This is a genomic window from Klebsiella sp. YJ (assembly GCF_002108615.1).
GTDB lineage: Bacteria > Pseudomonadota > Gammaproteobacteria > Enterobacterales > Enterobacteriaceae > Klebsiella > Klebsiella planticola.
On record NZ_MTEG01000035.1, the window covers coordinates 1 to 22179 of the forward strand.

The window sequence follows — 22179 nt, forward strand, 5'->3', positions numbered from 1 at the left end:
CGAACCCACGAAGGCTAGCTGTATCTGGCCGTAGTTGTTGACCTGTTCTCACGCAAAGTTATCGGCTGGTCAATGCAACCCCGGATGACAAAAGATATTGTCCTGAATGCGCTTCTGATGGCCGTGTGGCGACGTAATCCCCAAAAACAGGTGCAGGTTCATTCTGATCAAGGTAGTCAGTACACAAGCCATGAGTGGCAATCGTTCCTGAAATCACACGGACTGGAGGGCAGCATGAGCCGCCGCGGTAACAGTCACGATAACGCAGTTGCAGAAAGTTTTTTCCAGCTCCTGAAGCGTGAACGGATAAAGAAAAAGATCTACGGGACGCGGGAAGAAGCCCGCAGCGATATTTTTGATTACATCGAATGTTTTATAACAGTAAGCGTCGGCATGGTTCGAGTAATCAGATGCCACCGACGGAATATGAAAATCAATATTATCAGAAGTGTCTAGACTATCTGTGGCGATTCAAACAGATTGCTCAGACAATATTTTCCAAAAGGAACTGACTTATCGGTTCACAGCCAGCAAAGACTTAACAGTGTTGCCAGACAGCTCAACGAAAGGCCGAGAAAAACGCTAGACTATGAATCACCCGCAGAACGGTTCAATAAGTGTGTTGCGTCCATCGGTTGAACTCACAGCACGAAGCGGACTGTTAACTTTGAAATCCACCGCAATTATCGTGCACCCAATGCCAGCGGGCAGACAGGCCCCCCTATGCCAAGGCTCTTTTTGTTGGTATGTTTCTGTCCAGGGAAAGCCGCTGCGGAGAAACCGATGGACCTGCCTGCTCTGGAAGAATTACTGACTCGCCTCAAGTCACTGCCTGTTGCTGAAAAAAGTGAGACCAATATATTTTCGGTTGGTGCCCGTGGACACTATGAAAACCCTGTCAGCGATTTACTCGCTTTCTTTATTGATCCGGATGCGCCCCATGGACTGAATACACTGGTTCTTGGGGCCCTTCTGGAGTGCCTGCCAGCCCATGTTGATGCATCACTTCTCTCTCCACCAGCCCGTGAGGTTATGACCCAGAAAGGAACTCGAATCGATTTGCTACTTGAGTCGAAAGAATGGGCCATGGTATTGGAGAATAAAATCTGGCACCAGCTGAACAATCCTTTCAATGATTACAGTGGGTATCTGGAGCAAAAACATCCAGATAAGACACCGTTCCTAGTGGTTCTGTCGCCGGAAGGACTGGCTCCTGCCGGTTGGACAGGAATAAGCTACAGTATGTTTATTTCTGTTCTGTCGCCCAGGCTCGGCATGGCATGCATTTCTTCCCCGCTCAATAAATGGCAGGTTTTGCTGCGCGAATTCATTCTACATCTGGAGACACTGATGGGTAAAAATACGATTGCAGCAGAGACAGAAATCTTCGTTCTCGAAAATTTGCGTAATATTCAGGAAGCGGTGTTACTGAAAAATGCTGTGGTGAAATCACTTCAGGAGGAAGGCCTACGGTTTCTGACAGAGCACTTTTCTGAACGTGGTTATGAGGTCACAACGGCACTTAATCATTGGGAAGGTTACCCGGCACTGCGCTTCGGGTTGTCGCACTGGGTGAGTAAATCTGATGTGGTACTTTTTCTAGACAAAACACCTGGAAGACAGTTTGAAGTACGAACGTACATCTGTAGTCTGACGACTCCTGCATTGCAACATCAAGCAAGAAAGATGTTGATACCAGCACTTCATGACGACTGCTGGCCTGAGAGCAGCGGAAGTGTGTTTACCGTCGTTTCTCGGCTGTCACAGAAGCATGAGGAAAAACATCTGATGTTCCAGAGTGTGGCGAAAGCGTTAGAGCAGTTGAACGAATTTGAACTGTGCCATGAGAGATAGCGGCCATTTTTACTTGTTGCCTTGAATTCGAGTATTTCGAAACCTGAAAATATCTCGGATGCCAGGTATGAGCGAAGAGCAGAAGTCCGTAGTTGAATCATCATGAATCTTGCTAACAACGGCCTGTGTCAAGCAACTGGGAATAGGTCAACCATAGCCTGGCTAGGTTCGGTAATATGCAAATTTATTTAGGTAGAAGTAATAAAAAACTCAACAGAATTCTATAATGTCTGTTGTCTAAGGGCTGTTCCTTGAACCGCCTGCGATTTGGCTACAGTAGACTTATTGAGAATTTGCAGACCACCATGGCGAAGGTCGTCGGTGCCAGCTACGGGGATCGCCTGGACGGTCACTACTGAGAAAAGGCATTTACACAGAATCGTGTACAGGGTCTAAGACCTTTATTACGTTGAACCATGTAAAAACTGACCTGTCTGGTATTCAGCGTCACAACCTATCCCATGAAAGAAGAAACAGGACGCTCGGATTACAAACAGGCCAGTGTATTTGTCGCCTAAATAGTGGAGAGTCCACCATCACCACCACCAGCATCACGTTCATACAGAAGCAACCAGATACGAAGGGTCTCCGGCGTGCAGTCGATTTTCGGAGCGATGGAGCTCAGGGCTGCCCATTGTGAGTCATACCCGTCCTCGCATTCCAGAACCATGCTGACGGTCTGCTGCCATATATCGAGGAAAACGTGTATTTTTAGCCATCCTGTTTACCTCTCTCAAAGAGTTTAGTCTCCAGGATTACCGGGGCGGTTCAAGAGAAAATGCTATTTAGTCCAGCTTCCTGAATTCACCTTCGATAGTTTCTGCCATTGCACGCCATGCCTGGAACCGTTGCTGACTCTCCCTGCTCGCATTCAGACTGGCTTCAAGTTCTCTGGCATTACTTTTCAAATCGCCAAAGAACTGCTCCTTGAACTGAGTTTTTTCAATCAGTATTTTCAGATTCTTACGATGCTGTTCAAAGTTCTCAATCATACCTGCGATGGCTTTCTGGAATGCTTGTTCTCGCTGATATTGCTGGTAACTGTCCCACACCTCCAACGCTATACCGACTGCGATCAACGCACCATTGGCCCCTTTCGCCAGTTTGGTCGCTCCCCAGGGTTTGAATTTTAATACACTGCTGAAATCTTTACCGAACAACTTACCCATGCCGACGATACCATCGCGGGCGCCAAGCACGGTCTTGTTGTTGATCAGATCCCCCTTAAGGACATGATTGATACCTTGTTTGCCAAGCGCTTTGATGGTGGTATTGAACTGATTAATTTCAATATCAAAACTCAGTTGCATTTTCTCCATGTTGAGTTCGATAGGCTGAATCTGTCGGCTGAATTCGTTTTCCAGTCGCATGCTGACGATGATACCTTCATCGCCCACTTCACGTTCAAAGAACTCGCTGAAGGTTTCCATGCTGCATCCCTGGGCTTGCACGATTAGATCGGCGAAGTAGCGGATGACAAATTCTCGCAGATTAATCACGGTGTTTTCGATTTCCCGATCTGCCTGTGCCAGCTCCGTTTTCATACGACTATACAGGCTGTCGAGCTTGCGGACTTCATGAGATATTTTTTCGTCGTTATCAATCGCGACGGGCAACTGGTTGTGCAAAATATCGCGGATAACACTGCTGCGCATGTCATTAGCCAGAGCCTTGCTGCCACCACTGTGTTGTATCTTATCAGTAGTTGCGGCTTGCAGGCTGGTGATGTGGGATAACGCTTTAAACTGCTCGCCATTCGCCAGCCAGTGCTCAGTCCCCAGATCAAAGGGGTTAGCTGCTACCGCAACAATAGACAAGTTTTCCTGTTCCTGCGCGGTCAGGCTGATCATTTCGCCGAGGCGCTTCGCCACATTTGTTCGTTTGATATTCAGGTTGTGCGCATAATCATCTTCATCCTCGACATCGGCCACTTCGTCAAAACGGCTGAGCACGAATATGCTGCGTGGCAATAAATCGAGTGTGCGGAAAAGCCATGTCAGGTCTTCCTCGTGACTTTCCTTGATCGGGTTGGTCGGGTTCATTACGTAAAGCACCAGATGGGCTTCACTAACGTACTTTTTTGTGATGTCTTTGTACTTTTCTATGGAATGGTTATCGTCGTTTACCTGTTCTTTGAAACCGAAAAGCCCCGGAGTGTCGATCAGGACGAAATCCTGACCAACGTCGTACACCTTCACTTCATTGGATGATTCCTGGTGGCTGATCTTCATGCTCGACTTATCGAGCTCCTCCATCCAGGCCGCAGCGATTGAGGTTTTACCTTCTGAAAAACCGCCGATGAGTGCTACCTTAAGTTTTTCATCAGCTAAACTGGCGATTGCATTGTGTATTTTCCCGCTGAGCACTGGATCGATGGGAACTCCCGCCAGAGCCCCTTGCTGTAGGAAGGCTTCAAGCTTTTGCAGAAGTTCCAAAGCATGAGTTTGTTGGGCATTAAATGCGTTGATTGTTTCGTTCATGGCAAGTTACCTGCATTACTGATCTGGCGTGAAAGAAGGTCAAGTTTTTGGGTAGCGCTTTTAAGGAGCCAGGCTTTAGCCGCGACCTGCTCGCCCGGGGATTTTAGAGCCTGTTCAATCTGTTCAATTGTTTTCTGCATTTGCGGCGTGATGTCCTTCAGAGCAGAATCAATGGCTGTCTGTATTTGTGAGCGTATCACCACCAGATTTTCATTTGTGGCTTTACGTTGTTGGGATTGTTTGTATGAAGTACTAAAAAATCCAACTAGGGCCTTGCCGACGGAAATCAGAGATGTCAGTACAGCCGCCCCGACCACCCAGAGGCTTGCTCCTGCGGTGAAAGGAGCAAGCGCAATCCCCGCCAGCCCAGCCAGCAGCCCCCATCCATTAACACCGTTATCCATTTTGATATTGATATCAAAGTCTAAATTGAACTTTGTAGCACCGAGCTTGCCATAGGTGTTGAACAATTCCTGACTGTATTGTTCAAACCGTGTGAGTATATTTTTGGAATCTTGCTGGAATATTTCTACGTCCTCCTGAATGCCTTTTCTTAACTTTTCGCTGAATGCATCCTGCTGCTGTGTAATGCAACTTCTCAGGTTACTTTTGAATTCATCGCTGCTGATATCTTGATTAATTAGTGAGTAGACAGAAGCGCGTACGGAGATGACCAGTTCATCAACCAATTTGGCACTGAGGGCTTCCAGCCGGTGCCGGAACAAACTGAAACTTTGACGCAGCTGTTTGCAGGAATTGTCACTGTCCAGTTCCAGTTGTTCGGCCACAGTAGAGAAGATCTCGTGAATATGCCGTACTTTGGCATTGCTTTCATCAACCCTGCCTTTGGCCTGGCTGAAGTTAGCGGCTTTAATTCGGTCGGCACTGTTACCCAGTAACTTTTCACTGAGCATCCGGATAAAGGACCGCATGTGAGATATTTCCAAAAGTTCATCGGCATTAAAGCTATCAAGAAATTTTTTGCGTCGTTTAGCATTTTGTGAATCGGGAGCAAAATGATCCGTAGAGGCTAAAAAAGCTGGCAGAACGCTGAGGGGAAACACGCAACGATAGTTTGTACCTAACTTTTCATGCATTCTTTTATCGAGCTCAGCTAGGCTATTTTCTTCATCATCTTTAATCAGTGGCTGTTTCATGATTGCCATCGGATTGATAATTTTCTTGTTGAAAATCGTCCACACTTCGGTTTGATCTTTGAGATGTGTTTTGATCTTTTCCAGTGTGCCCTGACGTTGATCATCACCTGTTTGCGGCGGAGCAGGCTGGTTGGTGACATAGAACACCGCATGAGCCGTTTGAACTGCATCTTCGATCTCTTTAAGCACTAACCCTTCTTTACCTTCAATACCGGGGACGTCCAGCAAAGCGAACTTATAACCATCAAGCTCCACGTTATAACGCTGAGTTTGTCGAGTGAAGTCAGAGCTACCATCACCGATGATGGCACCGTCGGCCATTGCACCCAATTCCGGCAGGTGGCTTTTAGACTCCAGATTCTTCTGAATTAACTCATTTTTTTTCTGCCGAGCCTCCTCCTGAACGTTGAGTAACTTGCGGATAGCGCATTCATGTGAGGCAACGGTATCCTGCAAATGTTGTCTGACCGTGTCGAGTTCGATTTCCTGTGGCAACTTTCGAAACCAGAAGAGTAGCTTCTGCCACAGCGAAGCCGTACGTTTATGTTCATTGACCTGACTTTGCAGAGACTCAATATGCTTCAGGTCGGCCAGATGCTGTTGATCAAAAACCTGTCTAACGCCTGCGATTTGCTTAATGATCCCGGTAAGTTTCTTCTCTGCTTGTTCCGTATCTTGTGCAAGTTTCTGAAAACTACTCTCGCTTAAACTGTACTTTTCCTGAAATGCTCGGAAATTAAGTTGATCATTCAGTTTTCCGGGCTCGCGAAGCAGAATACGCAGCGTTTCAATGATGCTGGATTTCCCTGCCCCGGTTTCCCCGTAAAAAGCGACAGTAAACGTATTCCACTCGGCATTCTTTTCCAACCGGACTAGCTGAGCACGTAACTCTGCCTGATGTAGATCTAATTGTTTGAGCGCGTCGGCCTGGGTGTCATCGAAATATTTATCACCGCTTTGGCTCTGTAATGAATGTATGATTTTGTCCAGCTCTTCAGAGATAATCTGATAGATCTCACGAGGGTGTTTAAGTTCTAAAGTCACAATATGCTCTTTACATTTTAGAATGAGTCATCAGGTTTATTCGTCACTGAAGTAAAACCTTATAGCCGCAATTATTCCGTTTCGGCTGCGATATTTATGGCCCACCTAAAGGTGGGCTCATATTGACGTTATGATATCAATGGTCAGGATTAAACAGAGAAACCGTATCTAATTATCCAAAAGCTGAACCACCACCAATCGCCCGCCTTCCTCAGCAGAAAGAATAAACTGAGCGTTGTCATCCAGACGGAGCTTATCACCAATGGCTATCACTCTGCGGTCGGGTAGAGACATCAACCCATGTATTCCCTCGTTTACAAGCCACCACTGGTCATTATGGAAAACGAAATACCCCACTCGTTTTTTCTGGTCAGCTGTTGTTCTTTCATTGGGTGCAACCAGCCGGTTAACATGCCAGGCATATACAGACTGCCCGCTCCAGACCATTAGCCGGTGGTCATCAGGCCTGAAAGACCCTGCTTTTCTGGATGAATACAGATTCAGGATCGGAAGCTTACCTTTGTATGGCGTTCCACAGTAAGGACACGCCGGTTTCGTTTTGCCGGAAAAAACGTACCACTTCTGCTCACAGGCATCATTCTGGCAAGGCTGAACTAAATCGACCGTTTTTACCAGGGCCGTTTCCCATTCATCCGCTGTCGGCCGTTTTGACGGATCATGCAGCCCGTCAATAAATGCCCGGTCGAATAGCGGTGTTAAATAAGGTCCCAGGACGGTGTAAGGGATTTTCTGAGGATCGGCCCAGGGAAGAGAAAATGAGGAGACCTGGCTGAGTTTAACCCCGTTGCTGTGGTCTGTCGGATGTTCGATGAACAGAGCCTTTTCCCCCATAGCAAGGGATTCATCCCGCACCTCATCGTCCATGTCGTGGATCTTTCCACCCCGTAAGGGATGACGAAAAAGCAGATACATATAAATCAGTACTGAAAGCGCATGCCGGTCGGTGGCTATGCTTGGCAGTACACGCTTAGCGTCATCTTTTGGCAGATGGCTTGTTGTCACCACTTCCGGGGCAATAAAATCTGGTGTGCCAACCACGTCAGGGGGGTATTTGCCAGGTACAACCAACCCGTCAACATCGATGATGCACGCATGGCCCAGTTCAGGGTCTATCAGGACATTCTTATAGCTCAGGTCACTGTGGCACAGTCCTGCAGCATGCATCCGTCTGACTGCCCGGGTTAACAGTAAGCAAACTTTGAGGTAGTTGAGAGTATTGCCCCGTTCACGAGGATCGAGGAACTTATTCTGATTGTTGGCGCTGGCGAACCATTTTCCTTCTTTTTCCCGTCCTTTGATCCCGAGAAAATCGTTATTTTTGGAGCCATACCGGAAAAAAAAGTGCTGCTGATAGGAGGGCACCACAATCCCCACCTTGTCGCCGTGCTCGACAACATCTGTAGGCCAGCAAAAAAGACCTTTCCAGTAATCTCCTCCTGATTGTTCGAAAATATTTTGCCGGTATCTGCCCGTTATCATATTAATACGTTCGCGGGCCTGATCGTTCTGAGGCTTATGATAGAAGGCCACAACGTACGATTTATCTGGAGAAAAATATACATCCTTCATTGAGCCTGAGCCGATGACTTCATCGACATACTGAATGGTTTTTCCATCCTTAGTTTTACATGTAACAATATTTGCCATGAATACCCACCTGTGGTCCCATTAAGCTCACCAGAGAACAACGATTGTCCGATCATCATGATTACCCGGGGAGAAAAAGTTTAACCACTCCACCAGCTGCGATGAGGCCAGATCAGGAACAGAGAGAAGGGGATTCAGCTCTGTCATTAACGTGTCCCATTTCGTCGGATTCTGTAGTCCGTTGTCTGTCTCAAACCACGGGTCGGATACACCATCAGTCATCAGAACAAGGTGAGAGACATCATTCCACTTACCTATACTGATGCGTTTACTGAATCCAGTGTCACTGACGGCCTCAGCGTCAAGGAATCGTGTCTGTCCGGCATATTCTCCACTATCGGGGGCTCCCAGGACCCTGACCTTTCCGACCGGTCCATATGCAGCAATAGCGCCATCGCCAAGCCAGAAGGACGCAGCAAACAGTTCAGAGCCCTCACGAAAAGTGACGGTCGCCAGCAAAGTTGTTGAGAATGACTTTACTTTGTCCTGGGCCATGATTGCTGCACTGCTGATGTTATGCACAGCCAGTAACGCAGCTTGCCTGAAATGGTGATTCATGAAATCCCATACAGCCCGCTGATCTTCGCTGTTCCAGCGCAGCACTCTGTCTTTGATTTCATGACCCTTTTCTGCTTTTAGTTGGCTGAAAAGGTAATTACCAACGGTGTCAGCCACAATGCGTGAGCCTTCACGAGAAAATCGGGCACTACCTGCTCCGTCTGCCACCAGCAACACGTTCCATCCGGATTCATCACTGACATTGATATAAAAATCATCGTCGCGGAAGGTACCTGCATGTTCATGGGAACGTCCACGTCGACTTGCAGCAACGATATTTACAGTTGGAGAGGTGATATTCCGATGATCGATACTCTTTTTGAAAAAAGGAGTGTCGGTAGGGGGATCAATCACTTTCCAGAGGCTTTTTGGGTCGGGATTGACAACAAAAAGTAACTTTTTTTCATTATCCGGATATGAGGGACATGACCATTTAACTGTCATATCAAAGTTTCCGCTGAATGCTGGTGTTCCTTTTAGGCGCTTCTCGTTTTTACAAAAGAGCAGACCGATATCCTGGGGAAAGTGAATATCGGTCACTTCTGCCGTAACGCCACTGTCAGTAATGATATCTACCAGTGCATCAAAAGATTCACCGACCCTGGCATTTGCAAGAATAATGGACACGTCAGGTGCTTTCTGGATGGCAGGAGAACGCTCCTCAGTCTTTTTGTGGGGTATTTCCCCTGGTCTGAGTAAGATCGCCTCAGACTGACTGTGAGATTCAGCTGTTTCCGATGTATCGTCACTATCTGTAATGCCCGACATCTCTGCTTCTGATGCAGTTGACAAAGCCGGTTGTGCTTCAGCAATCGCTGATTCTGCCTGCACTGAAGATTGCTGATTAGTCGTGTCAGCATTCTCATGTCCGGGAGGTTCATTCATCTCATGCCTGGATGGTTCTGGGTTGATTTGTACAACATCCATTTGTGCATCATGTTCGTGGTCTTGGTTTACATCGTTCTGAAGGGGAGATGGGGATTGTTCATCACTGAATGGAACTAAGCTGCTTACCTGCTCGCTGACGTATGCGGCGTCAACCTCTTTATGAGCATTGGAGTCAGATAACGCTACCCCGGTCCCCAAGTTTATCACACAGCCTCTTAAATCATTTATAAGCTTGCAAATGGCCGGGTCGTTGCTTAGTTGTAGTGCGACCTCAGGTTCTGATTTTCCCGCTGACTCTTCCAGAATAAGAGAGACAATTTTATGCTCCAGCGTACTCAATTCGCTCATCAGCCGCGTCCTCTGCTAACGTTGAAATCGGAATGACCACCGTCGTCCTGAAAGGACTGTCCTTTCTCGCACCATGGGCGGATAACATCATCCGGACCATCGATACAAAGAAGCTTCCCACAGCTGCACATCGCGAAAGCGCTACTGTTTCCACAATGCGGGCATCCAGGAACGCCATGGAGTTCACTGGTATTAACCTGAACGCCAGATGCGGCCATATCCGACCATGAGAAGTAGTCTTCATCGATCGGATAGCAGCCTGTAATATTGAAGGTGTTCAGGTTTAGGTCAAAGGCAAGCCCTGATACCTTAGCCGGTGGCCGTTCATACTTCATAAGATAGGGTCGACGTGTTTTGCTGCAACGTCCGGTCAGAACCACGCAGTTACCATCGTAAGCTCTGGTGATTTCATCTTTGGCGAGTTTGACGATATAGTCGGTCTGTTTCAGTGGCGGTTGAGTATCTTCTCCTACGCTTCTGCTGTGGGCCGTGACGGAAGCAGTGATCCACTGTATGAAACGCGTGAAATCTCCGTCCTGGCTTTCCGTAAACAGTAAAACGTTTTCAGTCAGTTGGCGAAGCACACCAAGGTCTACCGAATTCCCCATACCTACCGCGATCAGGTTCACTTTTTTCGCGTAATAATCATTCCAGCGTTTTACTTCACCCGAAATATCATCGGTAGGACGTCCATCGGTGAGCAGGTAAACCACAGGTTTCCAGTCCCCTTTTTCTTCAAGGTTGGTTTTACGCACCTGAGAATCTATTTGTATCGTAAGTTCCCGTAACGCAGCCCCAAGGCTTGTTCCTCCTCCAACAGGAAGGCGAGGGGGATAAAAAGACACAATATCATGGAGAGGAACAATAGTTCTGGCGACACCAGCAAATGCAATAACCGAAATCCAGGCCATTTCGAGTGCATGGGGGTCCTTACGCAGATCGTTAACGATCATCTGTAAGCCATCATTCATCCTTTTCAGATTTTCACCAATCATGGACTCTGAACAGTCCAGAACAAAGAATACGGGAAGCCGTCTCATAAGAAACTCCCATCACGCCATAAATTACGTCCACTTCTTAGATGGACTGAAAGGATGTATGGCAAGGTTGTCCTCCTGCCATACCGGTAAGGACTTAAAGGACCAGCTGTATTTCAGGTGGAGGAGGGGGAAGCGTGTCTGAGGAGGTATTGACCCCCGCACTCGAACTTCCTGATGCCACACTTGCGCTGACCCATTTGAAAAAGCCTGAAAAGGCTGTCGAATCCAGTGTCTCCAGTGCCACAACTTTGTCAGTCAGTTGCTTAAGATGCTCATGCCCAGCTTTAGGACCAACAGCACAGGCGATGATGGAACCAAATGAACGGTGATGAACCTCTTTAACGGCTTCACCATAAGCCCATGCATCAGAAGGCGTACCATCGGTCATCAGGAAGACCAGCGGTCGCCAGTCACCTTTTTGCTCACCATCGGACCGGTGAATGTCCCGGTCCACACAACTCATCAGGCACTCCAGTGCAGCTCCCGTAAATGTCCCACCCGCACTGGGCACCTGAATATCCACAAACTGAAAATCAGCCAGTGCCGTCAGAGGGACATATTCCCGTGCTTCATTATCAAAGGTGATGATAGAGATATGGACACTTTCCAGGGCATAGGGGTCCTGTCGCAGGGCACTCAGCATCGCCTGAACACCGACATTCACTGAATGTATTGATTCGCCACGCATCGAACCCGAAGTGTCGATGAGCAGATAAACAGGTAGTCTGCGCATTTAGATAAAATTCCTCAGATGGCTGACGAAGGAATCTGAGGTTGACGGCTCACCGATCGCATTCAGTTTCCAGCCGGTTGGTTCCCGAACGAGTTCTGCAAAGACCATCGATCGCTGACCGGTAAAGGATGCGCCTCCTGAAAGGTCGAACCGGGCCATTTCGACATTTCTTCCATCCACCGCCCGGATAAATGCATTCTGTACTTTACCGAAGTGCTGCTGTAATTTTTCGCCGTTGTAGATTTGAACAATGAATACAATTTTTTCATACTTCGGGTCGAGGCTATTTAGTTTTGCAATTATTTGCTCATCGTCTCCGTCTCCGGCCCCTGTCCGGTTATCGCCGGTCAACCAGATTTGCCCAGATTTATGGCGAAGACTGTTAAAGAAGACAATATCGCCATTAACCAGCGTGGGTTTACCGTTTTCAACATTTCCGAGATCAGTAACCTTTCCCTCGTTGTTGCAAAGGAAGGCGATGACATCAAGGTCATACTCTTCCTCTTTTTTGCCGAAAAGCCCGCCGAGAAGACCTTTTTTTTCTTCATTAATATCCCAGCCAAGACCGATAGTGACCGAAGAAAGATCAAACTCATTTTTACGCAGGCTAACGCCTTGCCCTTTTCGTAAGCTGACTGTCATGGGCTCTCCCCTAAAATTAGTATCTTATAAAACCACGTTCACTTCTGGCGGTGGTGGAGGTAAATCATCAAGACCGATAACCTCTTTCTTACCCGCGTCAACTTTCTGACTTCCTACAGAAACACTCGCCGATACCCATTTGAAGAACGCTTTGATAGAAGAGCTGTCAGCAGTATCCAGTTGAAGGACGATTTCTGTAATCTCTTTCAGCACACCCGTGTCCGCGTCATGGCCCGCCGCGCAGGCTACCACGATGCCTTTCCTTGCTGCTTTAAAATCGTTAAGGCCTTTTCGCCAGTCGTCTGTCGGAGCGCCATCAGTCATCAGGAACACCAACGGTCGCCAGTCACCTTTTGTATCTGCTGTTGTTTTCATGACTTCTGAGTCAATACGATTCGCAATCAGAGATAAGGCTTCGCCCAGCGCTGTGGTTCCGCTCGCGGTCAAAGAGGGCAGGTTGAAACTAAGCAGATCCGTCAGAGGAACGGCCTGGTGTGCTGAGGAATTGAAAGTAATAACCGACACAAACGCCGTTTCTAAAGCATAGGGGTCCTGCTTTAACGTGGTTAGCAGTGTCTGAACGCCATTTTTAACAGCCTCAATGGGTTCACCATGCATTGAACCTGATGTATCAAGTAACAGGTAAACGGGGAGTCTTCTCATTAACAATGTTCCTTGCGGTAAATAATGGGGGAACAGTGGCACATCTGGCCGCTTTTTCTCTGACTATAGGCTTTTGTATATCACGAATACCAGCCCTAAATCTGATAGTTAACGTCCAAATGATATGATTTGATGAAGATAACGTTGGGTCTGTTCAGCCCCCCTCGATCGGTAAATAAGTCGAGCTTACGCTGCACTGCGATGTAAAGAAGACGCAAAGAATTTCTGACTGTGATCCCAGGGAGGTCGATTAAACCAGTTCTGATATAGGGGGCCCATTCTCCAGGTAGCCCCAGATTGATTTTCTGCCGGGAATGTTTTTATTCTGGTTTATTTTTCAACTGAACTGCCTTAATAAAGTCCTCGACCTTCATTTCAGCGAGGGTCTCTACCGCCTCACTTCGGGACGTGCCGGTAAGTTCCGCCAGTTTGTCAATTTTTCGGAGTACCCGGCGTCGAATGGATAAAGAAACGGTCGTCTTCAGATCTTTATCCAGTACCACCTTTGTCGAAATATCCTGCGCTTTCAGTTCTGCATTTTGAGTGAGTGCTTCATTCATCCGTCGCAATGTTTTTTTATCGAGCTGGCCGGGACAAATTAACTGATAGGAATGGCTGGCTTTACTGTATTTGATTTCCGCCGCATAGGACTCCCGAATCTCCTTCAGGGCGCGACTGAGGGTAGGTTCCGAACAGTCAAGAATGCTGATGATTTTTACCGCAGAAACAGGCTTTCCCGTACCCAGTAAGTTTGCCAGAGTATAAATTCGTTCCTGTCGGGTATTTAGTTGCATAGTCAGCTGGTGCCTGCATTTATCGTAAAAGGATCGATGGCCTGAAACAGGAAAGTGGCGCTCATTTTCCGGACAAGCGTCTGAACACTCAGTACTGCTATCGGGTCCACGTCTTCAAGGTTCGTGTAGTTAATTTTTTCCATATTTTGGCGGTCTATACGGCAGGAAAGAATGTACTCATCCTCAAGGTAACCCGTTTGTTTGCTGATCCGCTGAGTAAAGCCGGAAAGCACGACGGTTTCAAACGGAAGCGTCTGAAATACGATAGCCGCTAATCGCATCAGGCAACCGTGGACGTGTCTTGCATAACTCTCCCGGACTGCTTTCTGTGTCATCGTTTTTTCAGTGATATCCGTTCCCCTTGCATTGACGGAATATACCTTATCAGGCATATCCTCAATCTCAGGTAAATCAATATCAAGCCAGACCATTGACTCGTCAGGCCTGACTTCAAACGTCACAAGCGTTTCTCGCGGCCATTCCGTTTGTGAGAGCACCTCTGCCAGGCAGTCTTCAAAGAAACGGGCATCCGAACGGAACTGCTCGCGTGCAACGCTAACAGTAAGAGCAGAGTTTTTTTCATGTTCCTGAGCTTCAAACTGCCAGTTTGCATACTGCTCAGCCCAGGCTATACGTTGTTTCTCATACCGTTGTTTAAGCCGTGTGTTTTCGCGCTCAACGTCCGCCACTTCCAGTTGCCACTGTCGCTGGTTCTCATTCTGTCGTTCAGTGCGAGCCGCATCGGTTTCGAACCATCCCCCCAGAAAACCTCGACCGTAACGTTCATCTGGTGCGGATGGGAGAGGGCTGTATTCAGGTTTGGAAGGACGAACGGGCGCGGGCCGATCGAACGTCCTCTGGTGGAGCTGAAGATAATGTGATTCAAGCGATGCCCAGGTGTTACCGTCAACGGGTGAAGGGGAAAGCTCATGAATATTGGTAATAGCCGTTATTGCGGTCATCAGCCTTTCCACTTCCGGCTCCAGCGCTTCCCTCAGTCCCGGATTAGACTGGGTTCTGCTGTTCTGACGCTCCCGTACTGTCCGGTCAATTCGGGTACGATAACTCAGTCCGGTGCCCGGCAGCCCCAGATTGGCATATGTCCCGCGCTTACCAAAAGACAGTGACGCCCCCTGGGGTCCAACACTCAGGCTGGGGGCTCCATTGCTCAGATTTATCCTGACGCCGGGAATGATGTTTATCGACTTCCTGAATCTAAATCCCATGTTCTTCCCTTATTGCTGCTGAGAGAACGGGATTAACCTCATCCCGTCCGTGTTCTGTCCTGTCGTCAGTCCGTATACCTGACCCCGGGCCAGGATCCCATGAGCCCACCGCCGGTGTGTCGCCGGTTCGCACATCGCTCCCTGAGATTTAAAGACCGCCTGTGTGGAGTTCAGAATTCTCAATGCGTCAGAATGTTCGCCAGGAGATACCTTCAGCGCTCCCTCAATCACACTGATCTGATCCGGGTGAATTGCCGTTTTCCCCACCAGCCCGTGTGCGATATCCATCGCCAGTTCACGCGCCATAATCCCGTGGTCATCAATGTGCTCGCATACGGGAGCCGTCAGCGCAAAATCACGGGGGGCAAATACCGAGACAAGCATTTTAATGACATAGCCCATTGGCGTGTCATAAAGAGTCAGATCCCGTGGCCGTCGCAGAGAGACCACGTTCATCAGGTCGTTACCCCCGATCCGCAGTGCGATAATTCGCTCTCTGCAGGCATGGTCCGACAGTTCGGAGGCCAGTGCCTGCATTTTCAGAACGTCATAGACTTCTTCGGTTTCAAGTGTCGGCATCATACTCAACCCGGTATCGGACATGATGTCCCACCACACCGGCAGCGCGGAACGGGTGAACTTCGGCAGGACAAAACCATCAATGACACTCAGATCCATATTCGCGGTCAGCCACCGGCCCATGCCCGGATGACGGGGGCGGATAAAGACCAACGGCCATTCGTCGTCTCCATGGAGAGATTTTGCGTCATTAAGTCGTTGCAAAAACAGTGAGAGATTCTGAAGCGCAAAAGGTACATCATGCTCGCTGACGGCATCTTCAAGACAGACCACCAGAGACCGCAGACCGGGTATTTTTCTTTCCAGCACCACTTCGGCAAGATCCATACGGGTCGCTGGCATGTACAGCGTTGCTCCGAGATCCCATGGAGTGAATTGTTTTTTCATCAGCGTACCTTTTTGATGATGGTAACTGCACGATACTGGCCGAGAGCCTCACCGGCTTCCGTCACTGTGATCCCTTTCTCTTTTGCCAGACCGACCAGAAGAGCGACATCCGGGTCAGCCATCTGCCGGACAAACACATGATCGGGCACACGGCGCAGAACTGCCCGTGTCGCTTCAGCAATGCCCGGTTTAATCCGGTTAATACTGTCCACCTTATAGCGTACTGCCAACCCTCCGATGACGTCCCGGCTCAGCTTCCAGCGTGCGGCATTGTGCTCCGCATCCCAACCGGAAGCGGGAAGGTCTCTCCCGTCAAGTTGTTCGCGGAAATGTGCTACCGTATTCACCAGCATCTGACTGCATTCAAAAGACTGAAGGTGATCGCAGACCACACAGCCATGCAGGCCATCTTCGGCCCAGACAGAACGCGAAATCAGACCTGATACAGGTGCGCCCATGATACCAAACGGGATCAACCAGTCATCATCACTGGCGGCAAGCCAGGCACATCCGCAGGGGTCTGCCAGCACAACAAGGCGAGGCTGTTCCGGATAACCGGGGCGATCCTTCAGTGTGCGGGACAATTCGCCGGTAATGGCTCCTTTTCCCGTCCAGCCGTCGACAAACACAATGCCCTTGGTGCCATGACGTGATTCGATGTAGTCGAGTGCTGCAACGTCAATACCCCGATCGTGGATAATGCTGACCCCGTAATGGTAAGACCGTTTTCCCATTACCTGCAGTGCCTGGTGGAGCATCACTCCAAGGGGGACACCGGCTCTGACCAGACTGACCAGGACCACGGGTTCATCACCGGCGCGTAAAGACAGTTCACGTGCAAGCTGAGATACCTCCAGTGCCAGCCGTGCTGCTCCCGAGTCCAGGGCTCGGGTAAAAAGGTCCAGATGCCATCGGGTAGGCTCTGGCTCCTGACTTAACATGTCGGAATAATGCATTTTTCCTGACTGAATCAGTTCTTCCTTCAGATCAACCGGCGTCATCTCCATAGCAATGGGCTTTAGCAAAAACTGAACATCTTCCGGATGATACGAACCAGAAAACGACGTGATATGAGACATGTTATTGCTCTCCAAAAATATGCTGTGAAATAGCCTCAGCAAACTGACTCTGGCGTGGGAGACCAAACCAGCTGCACAGTTTCATGAACCGATGGTCGCTCAGGCTGTCACCCAGCCCCATCACCGGGAAAACCCCGCGTTCCTGACGGAGTTTCTCCAGCAACCAGGAAACGGCCAGTCCTTTTTCTACCGGACAGGGTAACCAGGCAATGTTGTTGCTGTTGCGGTGGATGTAAAACCCTTCGGTCGAAAAGACACGCTCGATCTCATCCCCGATGGCGTTCAGTTCATCAAGCTTCGTGCTGTCGCAGTGCTTCATGACCAGATACACCGGCGTGCCATCATATTCGTAGTTGAGCCGGGCCCAGGCATTGATTCCCCTGGCATCCATCAGTTCAGTGATAATATGTTGCATCGACGTTAAGCGGTCGGCGTAGGAGGACAGACTCTTTAGCATATGGGCTTTCCAGTCGCTGTCTGGCGTGCCATCCGGGCGAAGGATCACCGCGCCATGAGTCGTCACTGCCCAGGAACGGAAGGGGATCTGCACCCGGCTGATTTCTTCCGTGCCTCTGGCCGTCACCGGGATGAGGTCCGCCTGCTCCAGCAACCAGTCCACCAGCATAGCCTGTTCTTCGGTCATAAAGCTGCGTGGGGTGAGGCTGCGATCCAGTGCGCCGGTCCGGAACGGCTCAAGGGCAAGTTCATCCACCATTTTTCGGCGAGTCTGGAACAGGGTGTCATCAAGATCGCTGAATACGACAGGCTTATTCATAGGTAATCACCTCTACATCAGGAGCAACAGCTGAAAGCGCTTCAAGCAGGTGGGGATCCACACTCGACGCCGGGGTTTCGGTACAAAGCAGGATACGGTCAAACTGCTGGTGGGCGACGTTGTAGACAAAATTCGGGATCCCCAGGCCGTAGTTATCACTGAAGGCAATAGCGGACTGGATAGCAAAGCCAGTTGAAATCGGTGATCGGGTAGTGGAACTGTAAAGGACCTGAGCGCCTGCAACTTCCAGCCGTTCTGCCAGCAGGAACGGTTCCCAGACGAATTCGCCAGTGCCCAGCACCAGAATGTTTTCTCCGTGCGAAACCTTAACCTGAAGGCCCAGATCACTGGCCGGTATCTGCATCCCGAGTCTCCCCCAGGACTGTTTTCCGGTAACCGGAACGTTCCCCCTGGAGGTCACATTGACCGGCGGCATCACAGGCAATGGGGCATCCGGATCGGGTGTCCAGCGCCAGTGGCCCGAGATGAGAGATACTGCGTGAACAGGCAGGGGGCAGTGCTTACTGAGGGCCTCTCCACTCCAGTCCGTCAGCGTGACAGCAATAACCCGTTGTACCTGCTTGAGTGCACCCGATGCACGTAATGAGGCCAGAAGATTGAGAAACGTTTTTCCCGTCGTGGCTTCATCATCCACCAGCACCAGCGTCTGGGCTTCTGCCACTGTGCGCCGCATATCCGGTGTGGATGGATAGTAGATCAGGTGGTCAGTGGCATGGCTGTGCTCTTCTTTAAACTCACACAGCAGTTCGCCATCTACGGGATGGCGGGTTGATGTCAGATAGACACAATCAGGGTGATGCTTACGCACCTCATCAAACACTCCCGCCCCAAGACCGACAGCCGTCTCGGCCATCCCGATAAAGACAACCGGCCCGTCCAGAGTCTCAAGGAACTGCTCCGCCAGCTCTGTGTAAACGTCTCGCATTACCTGAGGCGAGACAGGAATATGGCGACCCAGCACTTTACTGACAAACAAGAATGCGCGTTTGGGATTACGCCTTTCGGCTATATCAAAGAGATCAGTAAGAGGATAATCGGACACCTCGCTGCTCACCTCAATCCGCCCACAAGATAATGTCTTTTGATAAACGGAACATCCATCTATTAGTGACATATTTATCTCCATTAATTGATTCTGTTAGTCAATGATGCCGGGTAACGAATAACGTCAGTGACCGAGCGGACAACTGCCGGTGAAAAATCAGTTTTCGCTGACTGTCTGACCTGATCCTCATCCATCAACCCCAGTTTATGGAAGGCATACAGACCTGGCAGATTCACGCCACTGTGCTGCGTATAACCAATTCCTCCTGACGGGCGCATGTTTATTTCAAGGAGCAGGGGAGCCCCTTCAGCGTTATGCCGGGTCTGGACGTTGACCATGCCGTCTGCGTTCATTAAGCGGGCGCAGGTGATGGCGAGTTCAATCGCTTCCCCTTCATTCTTCAGATACTGGAGCACGCCTTCCTTACGCCGCCCGACGGCGGCCAGGACAGTCCCCTTATTGACCACCATATCCACTGAGTATTCAGGTCCCGGTAAATAAGGCATCAGAACCTGAGGTGTAAAGGTCTCCATTTCGGCATGTGCGGCCAGATACTGCGACGGACGTATAACCCGGTTATCGGGGTTATTCAGAAACGCGACCGGTGAGATCTCGTCATCAAAACGCCAGAATCCCATGCCATAAATACCGGTCACGGGCTTAATACAGAGACGATCAGAAGGATACGGGGAGTGGCTGAGCAAATGACAAAGTTCGTCGGGAGAGTTGATTCGCACAGACGGCACAACCGGGAGTCCATTTTTTGCCATGTATTCCGAGAAAGTTACTTTTTCATCTGCAAGGTCGAACCATTCGGACCCGGTCGCGCCGGTTGTCAGAGTGACGGAGGAATTTTCAATTTCCTCCCGGCGGGTCTCGAACCATTTACAGTTTCGCCCGGTATGAATGACATTAATCCCATAGTTTGTTGTGACAGAATGAATAAAAGAAAGACGGTCATCTTCATTTTGGGGTTCGATTAATGCGGAATCTGAAACAGACAGGATCTCATTTCGTTCATTCCGGTGAGAAGATAAAACCAGAATATCTTTATTGTGTTTATCTGCAAAAGATTTCACACCGAGAATAATGTCACGCTGGGAGGACAAACCTTCCATAAACCAAATTTTGTTTTTCATCTTTTATTATTTTTGCCTGAAGAGAGAAAAAGTTTTACTGATACATGAGTCTAAGAATACCTCCGAACCATGTCAATCATAATATGATAAACTCTGGCTGTTTATAATTTTGAGATAAACTATGTGTTTTTAAATACTATCAAATGGTTACGCTAATTTAATTCGTTAGGTCTGAATGTAATTTAAAGTAAATTATGAAAACCTACCCGTTTTTGTCTTGCAGGTGAACTTTGTCATGATATGATTTTGATGGTGCCTGCTTTACTACTAATTTCACAATGTCTCAGTCAATACCTTTTAAGGAATGAATATGGTTTCTTTAAGTAAAAACCAGACGGTATCACTCAGCAAACAATCATCCGCACTCAGCCAACTTAAGTTCGGTCTGGGATGGGATCCGGTAAAGAAAAAAGGATTATTTGGCAACATTTTTGGCGGCAATGACTCTATCGATCTGGACGCGGGTTGCGTTCTGTTGGACAGTGCCGGTAATAAAATTGACACGATCTGGTTTCGTAAACTGAAATCGACCTGTGGCTCCGTGGTACATACCGGCGATAACCTGACGGGTGAGGGAGACGGTGACGATGAGGTCATCAATGTCTATCTCGGCCAATTGCCTGTAAAGGTTGAATATCTGGCTTTCACCGTCAACAGTTTCCGTGGGCAGTCTTTTAATGATGTTGATAACGCTTTCTGCCGCGTTGTGGATCAGACCAACAAAGAACTGGCCCGATACAAACTGACCGAGCAGGGAGCGCATACTGGCATTATTATTGCCTCACTCCGCCGTAATAACGGCAACTGGGACTTTACCGCCCACGGGAAAGCCAGCAGTGGACGCACGATCGATGATATGTACCCTGACATCATTAACACAGTGGTCAGCGCATGAACCTGACACCAGGGGGAAATGCCCCCGTTCCCGCTCAGGAACTCCGCGTGCGGATCCTTTCAGGTGGCCCCGTTGATGCCTCCGCGTTCCGTCTGTTTGCTGACGGAAAAGTGCAGGGAGACGCGGATATGGTCTTCTACGGACAGCCCCGTAACGACGACAGCTCTGTCAGTTATCATCCTGAGGGAAATAACAGCTCTTTTATCGTTGACCTGAGCCGCCTCAAATCTGAGGTTCAGAAAGTAGCTTTTACGGTGACCTGTGACGGCAGCCACACCGTCTCTACCCTGAATAATCTTTCTATCCTGGTTGAAAGTGGTGCTTCTCAACTGATCAGCGGGCAGGTTGAACTGACTGGACGGCAGGAGGCCGCACTTATCCTCGGCGAATTCTATCGGCGAAATGCTGAATGGAAATTCCGGTTTATTGCCCAGGGGTTTAATGGTGGTCTCAAACCGCTGGCTGAACACTTTGGTGTTAACGTCTCTGATGATGCCGCACCAGCCTCTCCGCCGCCAGTCACACCGCCTCCGGCTACTGCACCAAATAAGGTGAGCCTAAGCAAGGTCTCGTTGACCAAAGAGAAACCGGCTATCAGCCTTGCCAAGAAGGACAACTTTGGCGAGATCCGCATCAACCTTAACTGGCATCGTGGCTCCGGCTCCGGTGGCTTACTGGGAGGGATGTTTGGCTCAAGCAAAGCGATTGACCTTGATTTGGGCGCGTTCGTCAAACTTCAGGATGGTCACAAGTCCGTGATCCAGGCACTCGGCAATGCCTTTGGCAACTATCATAACGAGCCCTATGTTCAGCTTCAGGGCGATGATCGTACCGGGGAGGCCATGGATGGCGAATGGCTGCATATTAACGGCCGGGAGTGGAAGCAAATCAATCAGGTACTGATTTATGCCTTCATCTACCAGGGCGTACCCAGCTGGGATAAAACTGACGGTGTGGTGACGCTCCATATACCGGACCAGCCCCCCATTGAAACCCGTCTGACCGAGGGAGATAACAAACGTACTCTGTGCGCAATTGCCCGTCTGGTGAATGACAACGGGTCAATTCGCGTAGAACGGATTAACCAGTTCTTCAGAGGCCAGGAGGAGATGGACAAGGCCTTTGGCTGGGGGTTTCGCTGGTCTAAAGGTTCTAAATAACCAA

The 22179-nt window shown here is 49.1% G+C and carries 18 protein-coding genes and 3 pseudogenes; 5 read left to right on the forward strand and 16 right to left on the reverse strand.

Going from position 1 to position 22179, the window contains the following annotated elements:
* The 3 genes and pseudogenes from BV390_RS26280 to BV390_RS26285 all read left to right on the forward strand — a co-directional run.
* A pseudogene (locus BV390_RS26280) lies at nucleotides 1-512 on the forward strand (IS3 family transposase); the annotation flags it as partial.
* Nucleotides 469-639: pseudogene (locus BV390_RS30910) on the forward strand (IS30 family transposase); the annotation flags it as partial. The pseudogenes BV390_RS26280 and BV390_RS30910, both read left to right, overlap by 44 nt.
* Nucleotides 640-783: 144 nt before the next feature.
* Nucleotides 784-1854 carry a PDDEXK-like family protein gene (locus BV390_RS26285; protein WP_073554085.1) on the forward strand — a complete coding sequence of 357 codons (1071 nt, stop codon included), beginning with the start codon at nucleotides 784-786 and terminating at the stop codon, nucleotides 1852-1854.
* Between the two features lie 520 nt (nucleotides 1855-2374).
* Here the strand turns inward: BV390_RS26285 and BV390_RS31330 are convergent.
* The 16 genes and pseudogenes from BV390_RS31330 to BV390_RS26360 form a co-directional block, all read right to left on the reverse strand.
* A pseudogene (locus BV390_RS31330) lies at nucleotides 2375-2573 on the reverse strand (IS3 family transposase); the annotation flags it as partial.
* Nucleotides 2574-2639: 66 nt separating this feature from the next.
* On the reverse strand, nucleotides 2640-4334 hold the full coding sequence (locus BV390_RS26290) for a LeoA/HP0731 family dynamin-like GTPase (RefSeq protein WP_071359899.1): 1695 nt from the start codon (nucleotides 4332-4334) through the stop codon (nucleotides 2640-2642).
* Nucleotides 4331-6535, reverse strand: a complete 2205-nt coding sequence (locus BV390_RS26295; protein WP_071359898.1) for a P-loop NTPase family protein — start codon at nucleotides 6533-6535, stop codon at nucleotides 4331-4333. Before BV390_RS26295 ends, BV390_RS26290 begins: the two co-directional genes overlap by 4 nt.
* 168 nt (nucleotides 6536-6703) lie before the next feature.
* Complete coding sequence (locus tag BV390_RS26300; protein ID WP_071359897.1) at nucleotides 6704-8203, reverse strand: helix-hairpin-helix domain-containing protein; 1500 nt, start codon at nucleotides 8201-8203, stop codon at nucleotides 6704-6706.
* A gap of 27 nt (nucleotides 8204-8230) precedes the next feature.
* Nucleotides 8231-9997 (reverse strand): PP2C family serine/threonine-protein phosphatase, encoded by a 1767-nt coding sequence (locus BV390_RS26305; protein ID WP_071359896.1) that lies wholly within the window; start codon nucleotides 9995-9997, stop codon nucleotides 8231-8233.
* Nucleotides 9997-11037 (reverse strand): TerY-C metal binding domain-containing protein, encoded by a 1041-nt coding sequence (locus BV390_RS26310; RefSeq protein WP_073554086.1) that lies wholly within the window; start codon nucleotides 11035-11037, stop codon nucleotides 9997-9999. The genes BV390_RS26305 and BV390_RS26310 overlap by 1 nt, the downstream gene beginning before the upstream one ends.
* Nucleotides 11038-11131: 94 nt before the next feature.
* Nucleotides 11132-11770: a vWA domain-containing protein gene (locus BV390_RS26315; protein ID WP_071359894.1), complete on the reverse strand. Its 639-nt coding sequence runs from the start codon at nucleotides 11768-11770 to the stop codon at nucleotides 11132-11134.
* The gene (locus BV390_RS26320; protein ID WP_071359893.1) at nucleotides 11771-12412 is read right to left on the reverse strand and encodes a TerD family protein; all 642 of its coding nucleotides are present in this window, start codon (nucleotides 12410-12412) and stop codon (nucleotides 11771-11773) included.
* A 24-nt stretch (nucleotides 12413-12436) separates the two neighbouring features.
* On the reverse strand, nucleotides 12437-13075 hold the full coding sequence (locus BV390_RS26325) for a vWA domain-containing protein (RefSeq protein ID WP_073554087.1): 639 nt from the start codon (nucleotides 13073-13075) through the stop codon (nucleotides 12437-12439).
* A gap of 320 nt (nucleotides 13076-13395) precedes the next feature.
* Nucleotides 13396-13869, reverse strand: a complete 474-nt coding sequence (locus tag BV390_RS26330; protein WP_073554088.1) for a ribbon-helix-helix protein, CopG family — start codon at nucleotides 13867-13869, stop codon at nucleotides 13396-13398.
* A gap of 2 nt (nucleotides 13870-13871) precedes the next feature.
* Nucleotides 13872-15095, reverse strand: coding sequence for a DUF4236 domain-containing protein (locus BV390_RS26335; RefSeq protein WP_073554089.1), 1224 nt, complete (start codon nucleotides 15093-15095; stop codon nucleotides 13872-13874).
* Nucleotides 15096-15104: 9 nt separating this feature from the next.
* On the reverse strand, nucleotides 15105-16061 hold the full coding sequence (locus BV390_RS26340) for an HpcH/HpaI aldolase/citrate lyase family protein (RefSeq protein ID WP_073554090.1): 957 nt from the start codon (nucleotides 16059-16061) through the stop codon (nucleotides 15105-15107).
* Nucleotides 16061-17140 (reverse strand): cysteine protease StiP family protein, encoded by a 1080-nt coding sequence (locus BV390_RS26345; protein ID WP_085397507.1) that lies wholly within the window; start codon nucleotides 17138-17140, stop codon nucleotides 16061-16063. The genes BV390_RS26340 and BV390_RS26345 overlap by 1 nt, the downstream gene beginning before the upstream one ends.
* A gap of 1 nt (nucleotide 17141) precedes the next feature.
* Entirely contained in the window at nucleotides 17142-17915 is a 774-nt protein-coding gene (locus tag BV390_RS26350; RefSeq protein ID WP_071359886.1) for an HAD family hydrolase, read from the reverse strand.
* Nucleotides 17908-19050, reverse strand: a complete 1143-nt coding sequence (locus BV390_RS26355; RefSeq protein WP_073554105.1) for a phosphoribosyltransferase domain-containing protein — start codon at nucleotides 19048-19050, stop codon at nucleotides 17908-17910. Before BV390_RS26355 ends, BV390_RS26350 begins: the two co-directional genes overlap by 8 nt.
* Nucleotides 19051-19061: 11 nt before the next feature.
* Complete coding sequence (locus BV390_RS26360; protein ID WP_073554092.1) at nucleotides 19062-20120, reverse strand: ATP-grasp domain-containing protein; 1059 nt, start codon at nucleotides 20118-20120, stop codon at nucleotides 19062-19064.
* A gap of 310 nt (nucleotides 20121-20430) precedes the next feature.
* Here BV390_RS26360 and BV390_RS26365 point away from each other — a divergent pair, with 310 nt between their 5' ends.
* On the forward strand, nucleotides 20431-21015 hold the full coding sequence (locus tag BV390_RS26365; protein WP_073554093.1) for a TerD family protein: 585 nt from the start codon (nucleotides 20431-20433) through the stop codon (nucleotides 21013-21015).
* Complete coding sequence (locus BV390_RS26370; protein WP_073554094.1) at nucleotides 21012-22175, forward strand: TerD family protein; 1164 nt, start codon at nucleotides 21012-21014, stop codon at nucleotides 22173-22175. Before BV390_RS26365 ends, BV390_RS26370 begins: the two co-directional genes overlap by 4 nt.
* Nucleotides 22176-22179: the final 4 nt, after the last annotated feature.